This is a genomic window from Serratia sp. TSO36, from assembly GCF_057808395.1.
Map to the genome: position 1 here is coordinate 45,542 of NZ_JBJZOU010000013.1, position 20,560 is coordinate 66,101.

Annotated in this window: 19 protein-coding genes; 10 read left to right on the forward strand and 9 right to left on the reverse strand. The window is 60.0% G+C overall.

The window, feature by feature from the left end; all coding sequences use genetic code 11:
* Positions 1–18: 18 nt before the first annotated feature.
* From ACK3CV_RS12175 to ACK3CV_RS12185, 3 genes are all read right to left on the reverse strand, one after another.
* Entirely contained in the window at positions 19–1,545 is a 1,527-nt protein-coding gene (locus tag ACK3CV_RS12175) for an MchC protein (RefSeq protein ID WP_128884729.1), read from the reverse strand.
* 81 nt (positions 1,546–1,626) lie between these two features.
* On the reverse strand, positions 1,627–1,914 hold the full coding sequence (locus ACK3CV_RS12180; protein ID WP_164141110.1) for an E492 group microcin: 288 nt from the start codon (positions 1,912–1,914) through the stop codon (positions 1,627–1,629).
* The gene (locus ACK3CV_RS12185; protein WP_060420559.1) at positions 1,911–2,186 is read right to left on the reverse strand and encodes a hypothetical protein; all 276 of its coding nucleotides are present in this window, start codon (positions 2,184–2,186) and stop codon (positions 1,911–1,913) included. Before ACK3CV_RS12185 ends, ACK3CV_RS12180 begins: the two co-directional genes overlap by 4 nt.
* Positions 2,187–2,502: 316 nt before the next feature.
* Between ACK3CV_RS12185 and dcp the strand changes: the two genes are divergently transcribed.
* Positions 2,503–4,704 carry a peptidyl-dipeptidase Dcp gene (gene dcp / locus ACK3CV_RS12190; RefSeq protein ID WP_033655188.1) on the forward strand — a complete coding sequence of 734 codons (2,202 nt, stop codon included), beginning with the start codon at positions 2,503–2,505 and terminating at the stop codon, positions 4,702–4,704.
* 71 nt (positions 4,705–4,775) lie between these two features.
* Here dcp and ACK3CV_RS12195 read toward each other — a convergent pair whose 3' ends face one another.
* The 5 genes from ACK3CV_RS12195 to ACK3CV_RS12215 all read right to left on the reverse strand — a co-directional run bounded on the left by ACK3CV_RS12195 (position 4,776) and on the right by ACK3CV_RS12215 (position 9,578).
* Positions 4,776–6,086: an MFS transporter gene (locus tag ACK3CV_RS12195; protein ID WP_033655189.1), complete on the reverse strand. Its 1,311-nt coding sequence runs from the start codon at positions 6,084–6,086 to the stop codon at positions 4,776–4,778.
* A 142-nt stretch (positions 6,087–6,228) separates the two neighbouring features.
* Positions 6,229–6,858, reverse strand: coding sequence for an N-carbamoylsarcosine amidohydrolase (locus tag ACK3CV_RS12200; protein WP_033655190.1), 630 nt, complete (start codon positions 6,856–6,858; stop codon positions 6,229–6,231).
* A gap of 9 nt (positions 6,859–6,867) precedes the next feature.
* Complete coding sequence (locus ACK3CV_RS12205) at positions 6,868–7,620, reverse strand: maleate cis-trans isomerase family protein (protein WP_015377793.1); 753 nt, start codon at positions 7,618–7,620, stop codon at positions 6,868–6,870.
* A 15-nt stretch (positions 7,621–7,635) separates the two neighbouring features.
* A complete protein-coding gene (locus ACK3CV_RS12210; protein ID WP_039566278.1) occupies positions 7,636–8,430 on the reverse strand; it encodes an alpha/beta hydrolase in 795 nt (264 codons plus the stop codon).
* Positions 8,427–9,578, reverse strand: a complete 1,152-nt coding sequence (locus ACK3CV_RS12215; protein WP_060438692.1) for an FAD-dependent monooxygenase — start codon at positions 9,576–9,578, stop codon at positions 8,427–8,429. The genes ACK3CV_RS12210 and ACK3CV_RS12215 overlap by 4 nt, the downstream gene beginning before the upstream one ends.
* 327 nt (positions 9,579–9,905) lie before the next feature.
* On the opposite strand from ACK3CV_RS12215, the gene ACK3CV_RS12220 reads away from it, so the two are divergent.
* The 5 genes from ACK3CV_RS12220 (at position 9,906) to uilS (ending at position 16,657) form a co-directional block, all read left to right on the forward strand.
* Entirely contained in the window at positions 9,906–10,964 is a 1,059-nt protein-coding gene (locus ACK3CV_RS12220) for a 2,5-dihydroxypyridine 5,6-dioxygenase (protein ID WP_164038383.1), read from the forward strand.
* A 66-nt stretch (positions 10,965–11,030) separates the two neighbouring features.
* Complete coding sequence (locus ACK3CV_RS12225) at positions 11,031–11,504, forward strand: MarR family winged helix-turn-helix transcriptional regulator (RefSeq protein WP_033634451.1); 474 nt, start codon at positions 11,031–11,033, stop codon at positions 11,502–11,504.
* Positions 11,505–11,589: 85 nt separating this feature from the next.
* Complete coding sequence (locus tag ACK3CV_RS12230; RefSeq protein WP_164038386.1) at positions 11,590–12,132, forward strand: (2Fe-2S)-binding protein; 543 nt, start codon at positions 11,590–11,592, stop codon at positions 12,130–12,132.
* Entirely contained in the window at positions 12,125–15,697 is a 3,573-nt protein-coding gene (locus tag ACK3CV_RS12235; protein ID WP_164141107.1) for a molybdopterin cofactor-binding domain-containing protein, read from the forward strand. The genes ACK3CV_RS12230 and ACK3CV_RS12235 overlap by 8 nt, the downstream gene beginning before the upstream one ends.
* A gap of 99 nt (positions 15,698–15,796) precedes the next feature.
* Positions 15,797–16,657, forward strand: a complete 861-nt coding sequence (gene uilS / locus ACK3CV_RS12240; protein WP_164038392.1) for a UilS family quorum-quenching N-acyl-homoserine lactonase — start codon at positions 15,797–15,799, stop codon at positions 16,655–16,657.
* Here the strand turns inward: uilS and ACK3CV_RS12245 are convergent.
* On the reverse strand, positions 16,641–17,546 hold the full coding sequence (locus tag ACK3CV_RS12245; RefSeq protein ID WP_033634456.1) for a LysR family transcriptional regulator: 906 nt from the start codon (positions 17,544–17,546) through the stop codon (positions 16,641–16,643). The genes uilS and ACK3CV_RS12245 overlap by 17 nt on opposite strands.
* Positions 17,547–17,653: 107 nt before the next feature.
* Here ACK3CV_RS12245 and ACK3CV_RS12250 point away from each other — a divergent pair, with 107 nt between their 5' ends.
* The 4 genes from ACK3CV_RS12250 (at position 17,654) to ACK3CV_RS12265 (ending at position 20,559) form a co-directional block, all read left to right on the forward strand.
* Positions 17,654–18,400: a sulfite exporter TauE/SafE family protein gene (locus tag ACK3CV_RS12250; RefSeq protein ID WP_033634457.1), complete on the forward strand. Its 747-nt coding sequence runs from the start codon at positions 17,654–17,656 to the stop codon at positions 18,398–18,400.
* A gap of 207 nt (positions 18,401–18,607) precedes the next feature.
* Entirely contained in the window at positions 18,608–18,898 is a 291-nt protein-coding gene (locus ACK3CV_RS12255) for a hypothetical protein (protein ID WP_164038398.1), read from the forward strand.
* A gap of 56 nt (positions 18,899–18,954) precedes the next feature.
* The gene (locus ACK3CV_RS12260) at positions 18,955–19,221 is read left to right on the forward strand and encodes a hypothetical protein (protein WP_033638479.1); all 267 of its coding nucleotides are present in this window, start codon (positions 18,955–18,957) and stop codon (positions 19,219–19,221) included.
* A gap of 60 nt (positions 19,222–19,281) precedes the next feature.
* Positions 19,282–20,559 (forward strand): TcdA/TcdB catalytic glycosyltransferase domain-containing protein, encoded by a 1,278-nt coding sequence (locus tag ACK3CV_RS12265; protein WP_164141105.1) that lies wholly within the window; start codon positions 19,282–19,284, stop codon positions 20,557–20,559.
* The last annotated feature ends 1 nt before the right edge of the window (position 20,560 follow it).

Here is a 20,560-nt window from a genome sequence, read left to right on the forward strand (position 1 = left end):
GAAATATCCTCAGCGTTATTATTGTAATACGTTGATCGCCTGGCGCTCGAAACGATCCAGATAGGTTTGCAACTGTTCGCTGATCTCGCTGACTTCACCGCGCCAGCCGGCAATTTCTTGAAAAATCACTTCACGGCGCATGAACGCGCGGGAGCCCAACCTTCGGGTGACGGTCTGCTTCATCGCCTGTTGTAATCCGGCGGCGGTTTGATCCGCTGATGTTTCCTGAAGGTACTTCGCGTATAACCGCTGGAATGCCAGAGAAAATTTCTCCTCCGCTGTCGTACCCTGTTGTTCGGCGGAAACCCTTACGGGCGAGTCGATGAGCCGATGCAACAGGGCAATCGCCGGATGAGCATTCCCCTGGCCCAGACCTTGTCGACGGCTAAAGACGCCGGGAGCCAAATCGAACATTTTTTGCAAGCGTTCGCCTAAGGCGAACCATTCGGCGGTGAGAGGCAGGCGTTGTAAAAATGCAGGGGCAAAACCCGCCATACCGAGATTATCCAGCAGGCAGGCTCGCTTGTAGGCCATACTAAAGGCCGCGCCGATGCCTTGGTGCGCTGCCGCGAGAAATGCCGGGCCAAATTGATGCTTGGCTAAATAAAAAGCGAGATCTTGCATGCCTCTCAGCAACAAAGGGGCGTCTTCGTTGAGTTTGTTGTGCTGAATGTAGCTGCGGCCGGGATCTCGACGTTCTGCGGGAAAAACGCTGCGAACACCATGAAAGTCCAGCAGCCTGCCGGCCATATCGCAATTGGAGGGTGAGGTCATCATCACCAAATGGCGGGTACGGCAGTAAGCTATCTGCGTCGCAAGGCGCCGGGCAAGCTCGCAGAGCCCGTAGAATGCTCGTTCTTCCTGCGGCAATGCCAACCAGCGCACAGCGTCAAACTCAGAGGGACGAGGCAGAAAGGACGGTGCGGCGACAATGAGCTTTTCGGTCCGCTCAATATCCGAAGGCTGCCTTTGCATCGCATCATGAGGATGATAGTAGGGCGCGCGGCAAAAATGTGCAGGGCGCACGACGGGTTCGCGCACCAGCAACGCCTTGCGGTTATGGACATCTCCCGCCGATGCAGGAGAGAGGGTGGCGATGGGGTTGTCGGTCAGCAAGATCGCCTTATTGGGCACGGCGCCGTAAGGCAGCAGTTTGGCCATGACGTTTCCCCACAATGCCTCCAAGACTGCGCCGGTCATTGTCAACTCGCCATCGACATGCTTTGCCCCTTGACCGACTAACGCATTGGCTCCGATGCCTTTAACCTGCCATCGCCCATCAAAGCCACAGCGTGCGCCACCGCCGTTGCGCGAAATAGCCCCGCCGCCATAACGTTCGGCGAAAAAGACTTTTTCATCGTTTAAGAGCGGCGTGCCGTCATCAAAAATAGCATGACGATTATTTTCTTCGATGAGATAGCTGGCCTCATTTTTCAGTTCGTCCTGCTCGGCAGGGCTTAATTCGTTGTGCCAGAGTAATTGAGAACCTGTCTTTTTTGCGACAAAAGGAATCAAGCTTTCGTGAAGCATGGCGAGGTTTTTCATTTTTTTAATCGTTATTTTTATGGGTGCAGGGCAAGTTAAATATCGGCCTTGTTGTTCAAGGGATAATAAGGCCCACGTTTTTTAATTTGAAGAATCCGGTGTTGAAAGTGACGACGACGGTGAAGGGCGACCACCGCCACTGCCATTCCATATTGGGCCCATGGGAACCTGTGGAATAGCAACGTTAACCGGCATGTGCGGTGCGGCCTGAATAGCGATTTCCGTGCCCACGCCCACGGCTAATGATACGGGGGTGGGCAATTTCGCTATTGTGCTCAGGCTGCCGACAATAAGTGAAGTCGGATTATAAGAATCATTGCCGTCAGAACCGTTAATACATGACAACTCAACTTCCGTTAAGGCTCTCATTTAAGCTCCTTCTTGCGAGAGGTAATAGATAACACAAGCGAAAAAATAACTGCCATCGACAAACCATACATTGCCGTGATTTTAAGGGCGGCCGTATCCAAAAGGATCGCTTGGCGCTGCAGGCAGTAGTCTAAAAATACGGCAAGGGGGAATATCAAGAACAGCATGACGATATGGTACGTGCGCAAGCCTTTTTTCTTCGCGTTTTTATAAGTTGCACTGATAATGAGGATGAAAATGACAATAAGAACTATTTCCGTTATAAGCTGCAATTTGATTAGCTCCATTAATCAAAATTTACATCAAGTTACATTGAGTAACCTGATAAGTCAACAGGGTATTTTATGATTCTTCTTTATTTATCAATGGCATTGAATTAATTTCCTATAAACTAATTACATTATGTGACTATATATTGATGATGAAAAACAAAGATGTCACTGGAGCTTCTGGCAGCGGCCGGCGAGGCGGCTAACTTCTAATCACTTGTTTTTGCTCAAACTGCCAACTGCACCTAAGCTAGGAGGTGACTCAGAGGGAGCGATTCCCCGAGACCTTATTCCGTGGACATGGAGGAGTTTCGATTTGATGCGTTTATCCACATTGGTGCTGGCGATCGGCATGGCGCTGGGCTCGCAGGCACAGGCAGCAGAAACCCAACCTCACGCCGACCATAGCGCACTGCCCAGCGGCCAGGCGAAGGAGGCTAACGTGACCGGTGAAGCCAATCAGCACGACAAGCAAAAGACTCAAAATCCGTTCTTCTATCAAAGCCGTCTGCCGTTCCAGGCGCCGCCGTTCAACCTGATCAAGGAGAGCGACTACGCGCCGGCGATCGAAGCGGGCATCAAGCAAAAGCGGGAAGAGGTGGAGAAGATCGCCAACAACCCGGCCAAGCCTAATTTCAAGAATACCTTGGTGGCGCTGGAGCAGGCCGGTTCGCTGCTGACGCGGGTGATGAACGTGTTCGGCGCCATGACCTCGGCCAACACCAGCGACGCGCTGCAAAAGCTGGATGAAGAAACCTCGCCGAAGCTGGCGGCGCTGAACGACGACATTATGCTCAACGGCAAGCTGTTCGCGCGCATCAAGGCCATCTATCAGGATCGCGACGCGCTGAAGCTGGATCCGGAGTCGCGCCGGCTGGTGGAAGTGACCTACAAGAACTTCGAGCTGGCGGGCGCCAACCTGTCGGACGCCGACAAGGCCAAGCTAAAGGCGCTGAACCAGGAAGCGGCGACGCTGAGCACCCAGTTCACCAACAAGCTGCTGGCGGCGAGCAAAAACGGTGCGCTGGCGATAACCGACCAGGCGAAGCTGGACGGCCTGTCGGAAGGCGAGCTGGCTGCGGCGGCCCAGGCGGCCGCCGAACGCAAGCTGGAGAAACAGTGGCTGCTGGTGCTGCAAAACACCACGCAACAGCCGTTGCTGCAGAGCCTAAAAGATCGCGACACCCGCCAGGCGCTGTTCGACGCCTCCTGGACGCGTGCGGAGAAGGGCGACGGCAACGATACCCGCCAGACCATTTCCCGTCTGGCCAAGGTGCGCGCCGAGCAGGCCAGGCTGCTGGGCTACCCGAACTACGCCGCCTGGAAACTGCAAAACCAGATGGCCAAGACGCCGGATGCCGCGCTGAGCTTTATGCGCAACATCGTGCCGGCGGCCACCGCGCGCGCCGAGCGTGAAGCCAAAGACATTCAGGCGGTGATCGACCAGCAGAAAGGCGACTTCAAGGTGCAGGCCTGGGACTGGCAGTTCTATGCCGAACAGGTGCGCAAGGCCAAGTACGATCTGGACGAGTCGCAGATCAAGCCTTACTTCGAGCTGAACAACGTGCTGAACAACGGTGTGTTCTACGCCGCCAACCTGCTGTACGGCATCAGTTTCAAGGAGCGCAAGGACATTCCGGTCTATCAGCCGGACGTCAAGGTGTACGAAGTGTTCGACAAGGACGGCAAGTCGCTGGCGCTGTTCTACACCGACTACTTCAAGCGCGACAACAAGGGCGGCGGCGCCTGGATGAGCAACTTCGTCGATCAGTCGAAGCTCAACGGCACCAAGCCGGTGATTTACAACGTCGCCAACTTCACCAAACCGGCGCCGGGCCAGCCGGCGCTGCTGTCGTATGACGATGTAATCACCATGTTCCACGAGTTCGGCCATGCGCTGCACGGCATGTTCGCCGATCAGGAATACCCGAGCCTGTCGGGCACCAACACCGCACGCGACTTCGTCGAGTTCCCGTCGCAGTTCAACGAGCACTGGGTCAGCGATCCGAAAGTGTTCAGCCACTTCGCCAAGCACTACCAGACCGGCGAAGCGATGCCGCAGGAACTGGTCGACAAGATCAAGAAGGCCGACAAGTTCAACAAGGGCTACAGCATGACCGAGCTGCTGTCCGCCGCGCTGCTGGACATGCACTGGCACATGCTGACCGCCGATCAGCCGCAGCAGGACGTGGACAAGTTCGAGGCCGAGTCGCTGCAAAAAGACAAGGTCGATCTCAGCTACGTGCCGCCGCGCTACCGCTCCAGCTACTTCCAGCACATCTGGGGTAACGGCTATGCCGCGGGCTACTATGCCTATCTGTGGACGGAAATGCTGGCGGACGACGCCTTCCAGTGGTTCACCGAACACGGCGGCCTGACCGCCGAAAACGGCCAGCGCTTCCGCGACATGATCCTGTCGCGCGGCAACAGTCAGGATCTGGAGAAGCTGTACATCGACTGGCGCGGCAAAGAGCCGAGCATCGAACCGATGCTGATCAACCGCGGGCTGAAGGACGAGTAAGTTCGGCCACTCCCGGTAAGCAAACAAAAGGGCGCGTTATGCGCCCTTGGTCTTTTTGGCTTGGTCGACATTCAGCGGTTCACCACCTTGGCCGGCAGGGCCACCACCAGCAGCGAGCTGAGCAGCAGGCAGCCGGCGAAGGCCCAGAGCGCGCCGCCGCTCTTGCCGGTCAGATCCAGCGCCAGCCCCATCAGCGAATTACTCACCAGCCCGGCGATGTTGGCCAGCGAACAGGCCAGCGCGAAGCCGGTCGCCGCCGCCGTGCCGCGCAGGAAGGTGGCCGGCAGGCTGAAGAACACCGGCACCGCGCCGATGATCGCCGCCTGGGCGATGGAGAATAGCAGCACCGTGGCCAGCGCGTTGTGGGTAAAGAAGGTGCTGCCGGCCATCGCCAGCGCGCCGACGATAAACGGCACGATGATATGCCAGCGCCGTTCGCGCAGCCGGTCGGAACTGCTGCCGATCAGCAGCATGCCGAGCAGGGCGGCGACGCTGGGGATCGCCGTCAGGTAACCGATGGTGGTGATGTCGGTGACGCCGGCGGTTTTGATGAAGGTCGGCATCCAAAAGCCCATGGCGTAGGCGCTGAGCAGAATGGCGAAGTCGATGCCGCCGAGCATCCAGACTTTCAGGTTGAAGAAGCCGTCGCGGAAGCTGTGCTTGCCGTGATCGGCCTCGGCGTCGTCGCGCGCCAGATCGTCGGCGATGCGCTGTTTCTCCTCGGGCGTCAGCCACTTGGCCTGCTGGTAGGTGTTAGGCAACAGCCAAAAGGTCAGCACGCCCAACAGCACGCTGGGAATGCCCTCCAGCAAAAACAGCCATTGCCAGCCGTGCAGCCCGTGAAGCATGTCGAAATGGCCCATGATCCAGCCGGACAGCGGCCCGCCGATCACGCTGGACAGCGGCAGGCCGATCATGAACAGCGCGATGATGCGGCCGCGGCGATAGGTCGGGAACCACAGCGTCAGGTAAAAGAGCACGCCGGGCAGGAAACCGGCCTCCGCCACGCCGAGCAGGAAACGAATGACGTAGAACTGGGTCGGCGTGGTGACGAACATGGTGGCGGTAGACAACAGCCCCCAGGTGATCATGATGCGGGCGATCCACATCTTGGCGCCGACGCGCTGCAGGATCAGGTTGCTCGGCACTTCGAACAGAATATAGCCGACGAAGAACAGCCCGGCGCCGAGGCCGAAGGCCGCTTCGCTCAGCTGCAGCGCGTCGGCCATCTGCAGCTTGGCCAGCCCGACGTTGATGCGATCGAGGTAGGCCGCCAGGTAACACAGGCAAAGAAACGGGATCAGTTTCCAGGTGATTTTGCGGTACAGCAGCAGCGATTCTGCGTCCGCTTTCCCCGCCAGCGGGGTGTCGACAATGGCCATGATGTTGTCTCCAGGTGGTGCGTATTGGCCTCCGCAGGAGGCGCCTGTTGTGTTTGCGTTGCATGGGCGCCGCCCTGTTTCGGGCGGTCGCGTGAGGCGCTGTTTGCGCCTTCGTTATTGTCGTTGCAGGTGAATCCTTGACTCATAACCGGTTCAGGTAGTCGAGCGCCTCCCGTTTGTGCACCACGTCGCCGTATTTGCTGTCGATATCGAACAGGTTGGCTTCGTGCGGGCCGGGGTGACGATCGCCGACGCACTCGCGCACCACCATGGCGCGAAAGCCGTGCTGCACCGCGTCCACCGCGCTGGCGCGGATGCAGCCGCTGGTGGAGCAGCCGATCATCAGCAGCGTGTCGATCCCTTGCGCCACCAGCAGCGGCGCCAGCGCGGTGCCGAAGAAGGCGCTGGCGTATTGCTTGCTCAGCACCACCTCATCGGCCAGCGGCGCTACCGCCGGGCAGAACGCCGCCAGCGGGTTGCCCGCCACCATGTCCTTCATCACCGGCGCTTTTTTGACCCACAGACCGCCATCGGCAAAATGGCCTGCATGATAACGGATATGGGTGTGGATGACAGGAATTCCCGTGCGGCGCGCGCAGGCCAGCAGCTCGCGGCTCTCCTCGACCGCGCTCACCACGCCCGGCGCGAACAGCGGCGCGCCTTCGGTGGTGTAGGCCTGCATAAAGTCGATCGCCAGCAGCGCCGGGCGCCGGCCGAAGCCGATGCGCTGGCCCCAGACGCCGCGGTAGTTGTCGCTGAGGGTGTCGTTCATTCTGCCTCCTCAATAGGCGCCGGACAGCAGGGCGCCGGCGCCGGGAACGATCGGTTCCAGCTCCAGCGCGGTCAGCATCGCGTAAGTGGTGGCGATGGCGGCGGTGATCACCGGCTTGCCGGTTTGAGCCTCCACCGTCGGAACCGCCGGCAGCGAAGGCATCTGCACGCAGGCGGACAGCACGATAGCATCGACCTCGCGTAAATCCATCTCGGCGACGATCCCCGGCAGCCTGGCCGGATCGTGCCGGCCGACTTCGAGGTTGTCCGGGATCTCCAGCGCGCGCCATACCTTGACCTCAATGCCTTCGTGCTGGATGTAGTCCACCACCAGCTGGGTCAGCGGTTTCATATAGGGCGCCACCAGCGCAATGCGTTTGGCGCCGATCACCTTCAGGCCGTTGACCAGCGCGCCGGCGCTGCTGATAACCGGCGCGGCGGCCTGATTGTCTTTCGTCACCTGCGCCAGCCGAGCCTGCGATTCGCGGTGGTAGCCCAGCCCCATCGCCATGATGGCCACCAGGCAGGCGTAGCCGAGCACGTCGACCCGCGCGTCGGACAGCTCCAGCGCGCAGCGATCGGACTCGGCGTCCATCGCCGCCAGCTCTTCTTTATTGACGTGTTTCATGCGCATGCGGCTGGAATGAAAGGTGAAGCGCTCCGGGCGTATCAGCTGGCGCGCGCCCAGCATCGCCGGGATCTCGGTTTCCATCGTGGTGTTGGAGCTGGGCACGATCTGGCCGATGCGGTAGTGGTTGCTCATGTCGGTGTTCCTCAGTTAATCCAGAAAATCGCCCAGGGCGCGGAAGAAGCCGTCGAAGTCGTCCCACGGGATCATGTGCCCGGCGTTCTCGACCTCGACGATGGCGATCTCCGGCTGCAGTGCGCGGATCTCCGCCCGGTCTTCGGGCTGAATGACGCCGCCTTTGCCTGCGGCCATCAGCAGCGTCGGCATGGTCAGCAGCGGGTAGTCGCGGTGGCTGTCCACCTGATGAAAATCGTCGTAGGCGCGTTGGATCGCCGGCTCGTAGCAGGTGTGCAGCCACTCGGCGCGCAGCCGGCGCTGCTCTTCGCTCCAGGTCGGGCAGAAGGCGCGCATCTGCTCGGCGCTCATGCCCGGCAGCGACTGCCGGATCGAGTCGGCGTACCACGGCCATTGGCCGGGATAGGCGCGGCGGCCGGGGCCGGAAACCGGCGGATCGACCAGCACCAGCCGCCGCACGCCGGCGGGCTGCAAAACGGCGGCGCGCAGGGCGAAGCGGGCGCCCATCGAATGGCCGAGCAGGGCGTAACTGTCCAGGCTCAGCGCGGCGGCGAAGGCGTTGACGTCCTGCGCGCAGGTCTCCGCGTCATAAGCCAGTTCCGGGCCGCTGGACGACAGACCGCGGCCGCGCACGTCGAGCACGTAGACGTCGTATTTTTCCCCCAGCCGCTCGGCGACGAAGCCCCAGGTGATCGCCGGGCTGGTGATACCGGGGATCAGGATCAGCGCCGGGCCGTGGCCGCCGTAGCGCAGGTAGTGTTGGCGAATGCCGTTGGCGTGAACGTGGGCGCCGTAGAGGAAAGTGCTCATGCGGCGTTCTCCGATTTCAGCGCTTGCGCGTACAGGTCATAGCCGTAGACCCAGGCCGGATCTTCCTGGGTGCGCAGGAAGGTGTTGGCGTTGGACACCGCCTGCACCTGTGAAGCGCGCTCCTTGCGGTTGGCTTCATATAGCTGGAAGGCGGTGCGGTAGTCGCCAAGGCCGGTTTCCTGCAGGCAGCGGGTCAGCATGGCGGCGTCTTCGATCGCCATCGCCGCGCCCTGCGCCATGTGTGGCTTCATCGGGTGGCAGGCATCGCCGAGCAGCACCAGGCGGCCCTCGCTCCACAGCGGCAGCGGTTTGCGGTTCAGCAATGGCCATTTGGTGACCTGCTCGCTGGATTCGATCAGCGCCTGCACGATCGGGTGGTAGCCGGCGAAGGTCTCGAACATCTCTTCGCGGCTGCTGTCGATGAAGCTGCCCTGGAAATCCCAGGCCGGGTGCGGCACGCCGCTGACGTAGTAATACTCGTCGCGCCGTTGGGTGGTGTAGTAGACCATCAGATGGCGGTCCGCCGACCACCACTTCACGCAGTCTTCGAACGTCAGGTTGTATTTCGCCAGCTTCTCGCCGCGGATCAGCGCGCGGTGGGCCACCCAGCCGCTGTAGGTCGGCGCTTCGGCGCCCAGCAGATGTTCGCGGATGCGCGAGTTGATGCCGTCGGCGCCGATCACGATGTCGGCATGGGCCGAGGTGCCGTCGATGAAGTTCAGCACCACCTCGTCACCGCGATCTTCAATCTTGCTCAGGCATTTGCCGAAGTGCAGGGTGCCGGGCTGCAGCGCGGAGAGCTGCAACGCCTGCAAATCGCCGCGGTGCACCGTCACATAGGCGGCGCCGTACTCCCGGCGGGCAAAGCCGCCCAGTTCGATGCGCGACAGGTAGTCGCCGCTTTCGGCATCGCGGCTGAACCAAAAATCGGGATGAGACGCCATCTGCTCCAGCCGCTGCTCAATACCGAGCCGGCGGAAAATCTTCAGGACGTTCGGCCCCATGTGAATGCCGGCGCCGAGGCGCGAGAACGCCGGGCTCTGTTCATACAGATCGACGGTAAAGCCGGCTTTTTGCAGCAGCCCGGCGGCGGCGGCGCCCCCCAGCCCGGCGCCGACGACGGCGATGCGTGGTTGTTTGCTCATCATGTTTCCCCTGTCTGTTGGCTTTTTTCAGCGTAGGTCCAACGCATGGCTGGACGATCGATTTATAGTGTATGCACTAGATAACGCAAAGTTGCAAAAGTGTTAAATCAGATCTTGCTCACGCTAATTGACAGCGCTTTACTGTTAAACTCATGTTAATCACAGGATTGGCAAGGGATGAAATAGGACTTTCTTATGGTGGATATTCGCAGCTTGCTTTCCTTTGATTTTTTGATTTAGATAAAAATGAGTGTGTTCGCTTTAAATTGTTTGAAAAATCACCGCCGCCTTGCGGGCGTCGGACACCCTTGACGAGACAGGAGACAGGCCATGGCGGTCAATGAAACCCAGTTGGTACAGCTGTTCGAGCAGGTGCTTACGCTGTCGAAGGTCGATGCTTCGCAGAGCGTGGCGATTTTGAAAAGCCATTATTCCGATGCGCGCACGGTGCGCGCCGCGACCGACGCGGCGCTGCGGCTGGGCGCCAGGGTGTATGCCGTCGAGCTGCCGGCGTTCAACCATCCGCGGGCGATGGGCAACGACATGACCGCCTATTGCGGCGATACCGCGCTGACCGGCAACCTGGCGGCGCAGCGTGCGCTGGAGGCCGCCGACCTGATCGTCGATACCATGATGCTGCTGCATTCGCCGGAGCAGGAGCAGATCCTGAAAACCGGCACCCGCATCCTGCTGGCGGTGGAGCCGCCGGAGGTGCTGGCACGCATGTTGCCTAACGCGGAGGACAAGGCGCGGGTGCTGGCCGCCGCCGCCGTGCTGGAGCAGGCGAAGCTGATGCAGGTAACCTCCGCCGCCGGCAGCGATTTCCGCGCGCCGCTCGGGCAATACCCGACGGTGACCGAGTACGGCTATGCCGATGAACCGGGGCGCTGGGATCACTGGCCGAGCGGTTTCCTGTTCACCTGGCCGAATGAGGAGCAGGCGGAAGGGGTGCTGGTGCTGGAGGTCGGCGATATCTTGCTGCCGTTTAAAAGCTACGCGCGCGAACGCATCACGCTGGAGATAGAACAAGGGTTCGTCACCCGCATTCACGGCGGCTTCGAGGCGGAATACCTGCGCGAATACATGAAATACTTCGACGATCCGGAGGTGTACGGCATCTCGCATATCGGCTGGGGCCTGCAGCCGCGCGCCCAGTGGACGGCGATGGGCCTGCACGACAAGAACGACGGCATGTGCATGGACGCGCGCGCGTTCTACGGCAACTTCCTGTTCTCCACCGGGCCGAACACCGAAGTGGGCGGCACGCGCAAAACGCCTTGCCATATGGACATCGCGCTGCGCGGCTGCGACATCCGCCTCGACGGGCAAACGGTGGTGGCGGATGGGGAAGTGGTGGCGCCGGAGGCCTCGCGCGCGCGTCGGGCTTAATCGTTGCTGCCAACGGCGGGGGTTTGTACTATTCTCGTGAATTCCATAGATGGTGAGAGTAACGCAATGACGCCCCCCGAATACCCGTCAGCCGTGAGCGGCCAACCCGAAAATTATCATTTTACCGAGCAAGTCGGGCACCTGCTGCGCAAGGTTTATCAGCGCCACCTGGCGATTTTTCAGCAAAACGTCGGCGATTCGCAGCTGACGGCGGTGCAGTTCATCACCCTGTGCGCGGTGCGCGATATGGGGCCGAGCTCGCTGACCGAGCTGGTGCAGGTGACGGCGGTGGATCAGGCCACCATACGCGGCATCGTCGAGCGGCTAAAGGCGCGCGATCTGATCACGGTGACGCCGGATCCGGTGGATCGGCGCAAGGTGGTGGTCGGCCTGACCGACGCCGGCGCCGTGCTGCTGACGGAAACGGTGCCGCAGGCGGCGAAAATCACAGAGCTGACGTTCGGCACGCTCAACCCGGCCGAACGGATAGCGCTGATATTCCTGCTGAATAAAATGCTGGAAGATCCGCCCACCGGCTGATTCGCCCGCGCAACGTCGGTTGCCTGGTGGTCGGTGGCGAGAGGCCAGCCCATAAGACCATCAAGTGCAGGCGGAGACGCGAACAATGGCGATATCTGAAGTGCAGTCGCCCAGGGAAGGCGCGAAAACCACGCTGACGGAGCATCCGCTGATGCTGTCGGTGAACGGCGAACAGCTTCATGCGCAGGTGATGGCGGATACGCCGCTCTTGCTGGTACTGCGCAACGATCTGGCGCTCAACGGCCCGAAATACGGCTGCGGCCTGGGCGAATGCGGCGCCTGTACCGTGTTGATCGACGGCGTGGCGGCGCGCTCCTGCGTGATCCCGGCGCTCCGCGTGTCCGGCCGGGCGATCGTGACCCTGGAAGGCCTTGGCGATCGCCAGCGCCCGCACCCGGTGCAGCGTGCCTTTATCGAAGAGCAGGCGGCGCAATGCGGCTACTGCCTCAACGGCATGATCATGACCACCAAAGCCCTGTTGGATCGCAATCCCGCCCCGAGCGAGGTGGAGATCCGTCAGGCGCTGTCCGGCAACCTGTGCCGCTGCGGCACCCATCTCGAAATCCTGCGTGCGGTTCAGCGCGCCATCATTCTCTGCCGCGATGAGGGCGCCCACGCTTATGACTGATTCCCGTCCCTCATCGCCGAGCCAGGCCGAATTGCTGCAGCGCGACGGCGTGCTGCTGATCGTCGACAGCGTGCAACCGCCTTCGGGGCCGGTGCCCAAAGGGCAAGCGCCGGTGCTGAAGCCCAGGGAGCAAGGGCTGTTTATCGCCCTGTGCGACAGCGGCGAAATCTATGCCTTTAACGGCCATGTCGATCTCGGCACCGGCGTGCGCACCGCGCTCGGCCAGATCGTCGCCGAAGAGCTGTATCTGCGCATGGATCAGGTGCGCATGGTGTTGGGCGATACCGAGCGCGCGCCGAATCAGGGCGCCACCATCGCCAGCGCCACGCTGCAGATCTCCGCCGTGCCGCTGCGCAACGCCGCCGCCGAAGCGCGCCGTTGGCTGTTGCGCCAGGCGGCGCAGCGCTTCGATGCGCCGGTGGAACAGCTGACGCTGGAGGAGGGCGTGATCCGCAGCCCGCAGGGGCAGGCGCTGAGCTACGCCGAGCTGGTGGACGGCGGTCATGTCGAGCTGTCGATTTCCGGCGACGCGCCGCTCAAACCGCAGGCGGAATATCGCCTGGTGGGCACCAGCGCCGCGCGCGTCGATATTCCGGCCAAGGCGACCGGCGAAACCACCTACGTACACGATATGCGCCTGCCGAATATGCTGCACGGCCGGGTGGTGCGGCCGCCCTATGCCGGGTACGACAGCGGCGAATTCGTCGGCACCAGCCTGCTGGCGGTGGATGAAACCTCGATCGCGCATATTCCCGGCATCGTCAAACTGGTGGTGATCGGCGATTTCATCGGCATTGTCGCCGAGCGCGAAGAGCAGGCGATCAAGGCGGCGCAGGCGCTGCAGGTCAGCTGGAAAGACTGGCGGCGCAATTTGCCGCAGATGACCGACGTGGCGCAGGCGCTGCGCGACAACCCCCATTCGACCCGGGTGGTGCACGATACCGGCGATGTGGACGCGGCGCTGGCGGCGGCCGACAGGCGTTTCACCCGCAGCTACCTGTGGCCGTATCAGCTGCATGCCTCGATTGGTCCTTCCTGCGCGCTGGCGGACTACCGGCCGGAGCGCCTGCAGGTCTGGTCGGGCAGCCAGAACCCGCACCTGCTGCGCGCCGATCTGGCCTGGCTGCTGGAATACCCGGAAGCGCAGATCGAGATCGTTCGCATGGAGGCGGCCGGTTGCTATGGCCGCAATTGCGCCGATGACGTCTGCGCCGACGCGGCGCTGCTGTCGCGCGCGGTGGGCAGGCCGGTGCGGGTGCAGCTGACCCGTGAGCAAGAACATGTGTGGGAACCGAAGGGTACCGCGCAGCTGATGGAGGTGGACGGCGGGCTGGACGCCGCCGGGCATCCGGTCGCCTACGATTTTCGCACCTATTATCCTTCCAACGGCGCGCCGACGCTGGCGCTGCTGCTGACCGGCCGGGTTGAACCGCTGCCGGTGGCCTATGAAATGGGCGACCGCACCTCGGTACCGCCTTACGAATATCCGGCGCTGCGCGTCAGCATCGAGGACATGGCGCCGATCGTGCGCGCCTCCTGGATGCGCGGCGTTTCCGCCTTGCCGAACACCTTCGCCCACGAATCTTATATCGATGAGCTGGCCCACGCCGCCGGCGTCGATCCGCTGGAATATCGGCTGCGCTATATCGATGATGAACGTGCCAGTGAGCTGATGCGCAGCACCGCAGAACGCGCCGGCTGGACGCCGCATACCGAACCGATGCAGACCCCGGCGGAAGACGGCGTGCTGCGCGGGCGCGGCTTTGCCTACGCCCGTTACATCCACAGCAAGTTTCCCGGCTTTGGGGCGGCCTGGGCCGCCTGGGTGGCCGACGTGGCGATCGACAAAGCCAGCGGCGAAGTGGCGGTGACGCGCATCGTGGTCGGCCACGACGCGGGCATGATGGTCAACCCGGACGGCGTGCGCCACCAAATTCACGGCAACGTATTGCAATCGACCAGCCGGGTATTGAAAGAGCGCGTGACCTTTGAGGAATCGACGGTCTCCGCCAAAGAATGGGGGGCTTACCCGATCCTGACCTTCCCGGAGGTGCCGGAAGTGGACGTGGTGATGATGCCGCGCCCTTACGATCCGCCGCTGGGCGCCGGGGAATCGGCGTCGGTGCCCAGCGCGGCGGCCATCGCCAACGCGGTATTCGACGCCACCGGCATTCGTTTTCGCGAGCTGCCGATCACCTCGGACAAACTGCGCGAGGCGCTGAACGGGCCGGACGCCGAGCGGCAGGCCGCCCCGCCCAAGAAAAAGAAGCGCGGCAAATGGTGGTTCGGCGGCGCGGCGGGGCTGTTCGGCGCGGTGCTGGGCATCGCCGGCAGCGCCTTGCCGTGGCGGGCGGAGATCGCGCCGGTGGCGACGCCCGGCGCCGGCACCTGGTCGGCGGCCACGCTGGAGCGCGGCCGCCAGTTGGCCGCTGCCGGAGACTGCGCGGTTTGCCATACCGCGTCGGAAGGGGCGACCAACGCCGGCGGGCTGGCGATGGCGACGCCGTTCGGCACGCTCTACAGCACCAACATTACCCCGGACGTGGCAACCGGCATCGGCAACTGGTCGTTTACCGCGTTCGATCGGGCGATGCGCCAGGGCATCGCCCGCGACGGCCGCCATCTGTATCCGGCATTTCCTTACACCGCCTTCAGCAAAATGACCGACGGCGACATGCAGGCGCTGTACGCTTATCTGATGTCGCAACCGGCGGTGCGCCAGAGCAATCCGGCCAATCAGATGCGCTTCCCGTTTAACCTGCGGCCGCTGATGGCCGGCTGGAACGCGCTGTTCCTGCGCCAGGGGGAATATCAACCCGATCCGCAACAAAGCGCGCAGTGGAACCGCGGCGCCTATCTGGTCAACGGGCTCGGCCACTGCGCCGCCTGCCATTCGCCGCGCAATCTGCTGGGGGCGGAAAAGGGCGGCGCGGCTTTCCTGGCGGGGGGAATGGTGGACGGGTGGGAAGCGCCGGCGCTGAATCAATTGGCCAATGCGGACAAGCCCTGGACCGAGGAACAGCTGTTTCAGTACTTCCGCAGCGGGCATTCCGCCGAGCACGGCGTGGCGGCCGGGCCGATGGGGCCGGTGGTCAGCGAACTGGCGACGTTGCCGCAGAGCGATCTGAGGGCGATGGCCAACTATGTGATGTCGCTGAGCACCAAGGCGACGCTGAATGTGGAACCGCAGGCGCAGTTGGCGGCCCGCGCCTTGCCGGCGGCGGGGCAACTGGCCGGCGAGCGGTTATTTCAGGGCGCTTGCCAGGCCTGCCACAGCGCCGCCGCCGGCGGGCCGCAGCTGTTCGGCGTCAGTCCCGATCTGGCCAATAACACCAATATCTTCAGCGATCGCCCCGATAACCTGATCAAGGTGATCCTGCAAGGGATCCCCAAACCGGCTACCGCCGAATTGGGCTTTATGCCGGGCTTTAAGGACAGCTTTTCCGATCGGCAGGTGACGGCGCTGGTGAATTATTTGCGCCAACGCTATGCCGGCGACAAACCGGCCTGGCGCGACGTGGAGGCGCAGGTGGCGCGGCTGCGTGCGGAGCCGGGGAATCATTAACATTGTAAATTGTTACATTGGGTTATTGACTGGCGGCGCTCATTTGGTGATTAATGTTAGCCTGATTTTTACCTTACCTATAAAAAACAGGAAGTTAACATGGCATTAACCACGCATAAAATGGAAAGCGGCCTGGCCGTAACAGTTCGTTTACCTGATAATCAGGCCAAGGTTCCGGCGATTATTCTGTGTCACGGCTTCTGCGGCATTCAGGAGCTGTTGCTGCCGGCCTTTGCCGAGGCCTTCGTCAACGCCGGTTTTGCGGCGGTGACGTTTGACTATCGCGGCTTCGGCGCCAGCGAGGGTGAACGCGGGCGGCTGGTGCCGGCGCTGCAGATTGAGGACATTCTGGCGGTGAGCCGTTGGGTGCAAACGCAGCCGCAGATCGACAGTGAGCGCATCGGCCTGTGGGGCACATCGTTTGGCGGTTGCCACGTGTTCGGCGCTGCCGCGGCCGATCCGGCCATCAAGTGCATCGTTAGCCAGCTGGCTTTCGCCGACGGGGAAACCATCGTGACGGGGAAAATGGCCGCCGACGAAAAACAGGCGTTCATCGCCACGCTGGACAAAATGGCGGAGAAGAAACAGGCCACCGGCAAAGAGATGTTTGTCGCCGTCACCCGGGTGTTGAGCGATGACGAGTCGAAAGCGTTCTTCGAGGAGAACAAGGCGCGCTACCCGGCGATGGACATCAAGATCCCGTTCCTGACCGTGCGCGAAACGCTGCGCTATCAGCCGCGCGACAATGCGGCGCGCGTCACATGCCCGGTGCTGGTGGTGGTGGCGGGCGACGATACCGTCAACCCGCCGGAGCAGGGCATCGCGCTGTATGAGGCGGTAGGCAGCGCGAAAAAGGCGCTGCACGTCGAGCAGAATGCGAAGCACTACGACATGTATGCCGGCCCGCATTTTGCCGGCATCATCGGCCGTCAGATCGCCTGGTTCAACGAGCACCTGTAATACCGTCCTCCTCCTGGCGCAGAAATGCCACCAGCCGCTGCGCCGGCAATGGCAGCTGCGCCCGTTCGCGCACCACGATCGACAGACGCCGGATCGCCCAGTCGTCCGTCAGCGGCAGGGCGTTGCGCAGGATCTCGGGCAGCCGCCGGGCGCTCTCTTCTGGCACCACCGCCAGCCCGGCGCCGCGCAGCACCATGCGGCAGATGGCGTCGAAATTGGCGGCGCGCGCCCGCAGCCGCATCGGGCCGCCGCTGCGTATCGCCAGCTGCTCCAAATGCTGTTGCAGCGCGCTCTGTTCCGGCAGGCCGATAAAGTCGAAAGGCAGGGCGTCCGCAAAGCTGAGCTGGCGGCGGCCGCTGAGCGCATGCCCCGGCGGCAGCGCCAGCACCAGACGATCCTGCCGGAAGGGGTAGCTTGCCAGCCCGCGCAGATCGGCATGATCCGCCACGATGCCGATATCCGCCGCCCATTCGGCGATCGCCTGCGCGATGGCCGGGCTGGGCAGCTCCTCCAGCGCGATGTCGGTGTACGGGTGCAGCACCAGAAAATCCGCCAGCAGTTCCGGCAGAAAAGCGTCGGCGGCGACGGTATTGGCGACGATGCGCAGCTGGCTGCGCTGGCCCGGTGCGAACTCGGCCATGTCGCCGCGCAGCCGGTCGCGCTGCTGCAGCAGCACGCGCGCGTGTTGCAACAGGCGTTCACCGGCGGGCGTCGCCTGGACGCCGCGCGGATTGCGCGTCAGCAGCGCCACGCCGGCCTGTTGCTCCAGCCCGCGCATGCGTGCGCTGGCGGCGGCCAGCGACAGCCCGACGCGCTCGGCGCCGGCGGTGATGCTGCCGGTTTCGAGCACCGCCGCCAACAGCCGCAGATCGATAAAGTCAAAATGCATGCGTTCTTCCTCTGTCTTTGCCGCAGGCAGGCTCTGCCATTGCCGCATTGTGCCGCGGCGCGGCGCCGGCCACAATCGGGCCGTTGATTCGCCATAAGGATAGACGCATGTCGCTGACGTTACTCGAAATTGTCGCCCTTACGGGCATTTTTACGCTGGCCGGCACGGTCAAAGGGGCGATCGGTTTGGGATTACCGACGGTGTCGATGGGGCTGCTCAGCCTGATGATGCCGCCGGGGCAGGCCGCCGCGCTGCTGCTGTTGCCCTCATTGATCACCAACCTGTGGCAACTGCTGTGCGGGCCGCGGTTGGGGGCGCTGTGCCGTCGGCTCTGGCCGATGATGCTGTGCGTCACGCTGGGCACGTTGCTGAGCGCCGGCACGCTCACCGCCATCGACGGCCGCCTGGCGCCGCTGGCGCTGGGCATTTGCCTGACCGGCTATGCGCTGTTGGGTTTTACCCGTTTCGACTGGCGCGTTTCCGCTGCGGCGGAGCCTTGGCTGGGGCCGCTGTGCGGCCTGTTGACCGGCGTGCTGACCGGCGCCACCGGCGTGTTCGTCATACCGGCGGTGCCCTATCTGAACGCATTGGGCCTGGCGCGTGACGATCTGGTGCAGGCGCTGGGGCTGTCGTTCACCGTCTCGACGCTGGCGCTGGCCGCCGGATTAGCCTGGCATCAGGCGCTGCCCGGGACGCTGCTCGGCGTTTCGCTGTTGGCGCTGCTGCCGGCGTTGGCCGGCATGTGGCTGGGCGGGATCGCGCGTCGTCACAGCAGCCCGCTGATTTTTCGTCGCCTTTTCTTTATTGGGTTATTCATCTTGGGCGTTGAGATTATTTGGCGTTCAATTAATTGAATCGATAGCATCTACGTGTAATCAGGTTCGGTATATTATTCTGGGTTTTATTCTAATATGATGGTTCTCGATATTTAAAATACACTTTGCTTATTGGTTTGTTTATGAAATACAGAGTAATTATGGATTATTATTAGTGTATTTTACTTTTGCAACTGCAACCCGTTTTAAACAGGGTAACCCCAGTGAATCCATAGGAGAATATTGATGAAGGAAATTTTAAGCAGCCAACTCGATGCGGTGTCGGGTGGATGGCAGGATCGAGATGGGAGTGGAAAAAGATCGTCTGATAACGGAGGCTCCGGTTCTTCAAGTCGTGGCGGAAATAACGGCGGTGACCGCGGGCTTCAGTCATTCCTGTCAAAAAATAGCCCGTATGGCAGCGGTTCCGGCGCTAGCGGTTTCTGGGGGAATGGTAATTCAATGGCTGCAGGAAATGGTTACGGCGGCAATGGCACTGGACCGAGAGAGGCCAGAGAATTCGGAACCAAACGCTAATTAACAGATGCAATCCCAGCACAGAAGTAAAATTCTGTGCTTTTATGGGGTATATGATGAATAGATATGTTGTTTTTATAAAGAGTGATGAATCAAAAGTGCTAAGAAAGGACGTGGTTACACGCGAAATTATTAAGGATATGAAGCGGAAAGGCTTCAGAAAGCATCATGTCGAAGTAGAGGCTGATAACGAAAGCGATGCCATTAACAAATTAAATAAGAACAGCAATGATTATTTGGATTCATTGAAAAATTTTTCCGGTGATTTATTGCTCTGTTCTATTTGTGTTATTGTGATGGCGATCGTTTATTTTTTTAGCTAAGCCATAATCCAGCATTGAATCATTCAAGTTTTCCATATTATAGTTTTCGTGGTGATTTAAATGAGCCATCAGGCATTGGGTATTGATTTATCAAAGATAGAAAGGTCATCCGTTCCAAATATCCTGCATTTTGTATGGATTGGTGACTTAAATGAACTAAATACGCATTATATCGACATATGGAAAAAAACAAATAAAGATAAGCAGATATTCTTTTGGTATGACCAAGACTCTTCACTGTGCCATTTGCTAAACAATGCCATACGCGATTTCGTCAGCGTCAAAAAAAGTAAAAATAAAGTTAAGGCTGAATTAAAAATGAAAAACCATGCCTTCAAATATATATATCCAAAAATAAAGACAGGTTTTTCTTTTGATGAGCTCGTTATTGAATTCTTAACCAAGCATGAAATCCCTTATCAGAGACCGCCAAAAGCGATTGAAGACGCATGGTTTGGCAACAGAGGTTTTATAAAAAAGTCTATAACGGAGCTTTTTTGCACCGATTCCGATGATTTTATGAGGTATTATTACTATGAGATTATACTAAGGCATAACATTGCCAGTGCAAGTGACATTGTCAGGCTTTTAATTATCTATCAGTATGGCGGCACTTATATAGATGTTGATACGCTCCCATACATTGACAATATATATCATAAATTAAATGAATATATAAGAAAAGAGGGCATTGTCGAGAGTGACTCGTTTCTATTGCTTAAAACCGTATGTTTTTTAAAAAAGATAAATTCAGAAGGGGTGCTGCCTGAAGCCGTGATCGGCTGCGATGAAAATGAGTTAGGGTTAGATGCTGTTGGATTTGAAGAAATCAAAAGGCTTATCGAACTGGATCTCACTGATTTTTCTTTGGATATGATATTGCCATTGGGTGAGACATACGTTCATAAAAATTTATTGGCGCTAGGATCACTCAGAAGATTTAAAGGTGTTTATTTTAATAACTTCATATCCTCTCACCAAAAATCCAAGGCGGTAAGGATCATTCTTAGAGTAATGAAAAAAAGATACCGCTTTTTAGAAAGAAACAATTGCATATTTGACTGTTATATTGATGATGGGTCAAGGTGTTATCTGACCAGGATCTTACCATGGAGGAGCGAGTTAACAACAAGGAACTATTGCGTTACCTCGGTCTTAACGGGGCCGGGTTTAATTGTCGAGGTTTTATTGGGGTTGGCTTATAAGGCCTTTAATATTGGATGTCTGATAGAGCCCTCCAGCATTGCGGAATATATGCAAAATCCTGATTTTGGAATTGCATTGTTTCAACACACTATAGATACCCCTGATGGCGCCTATTCCACGTGGCGCAAATAAA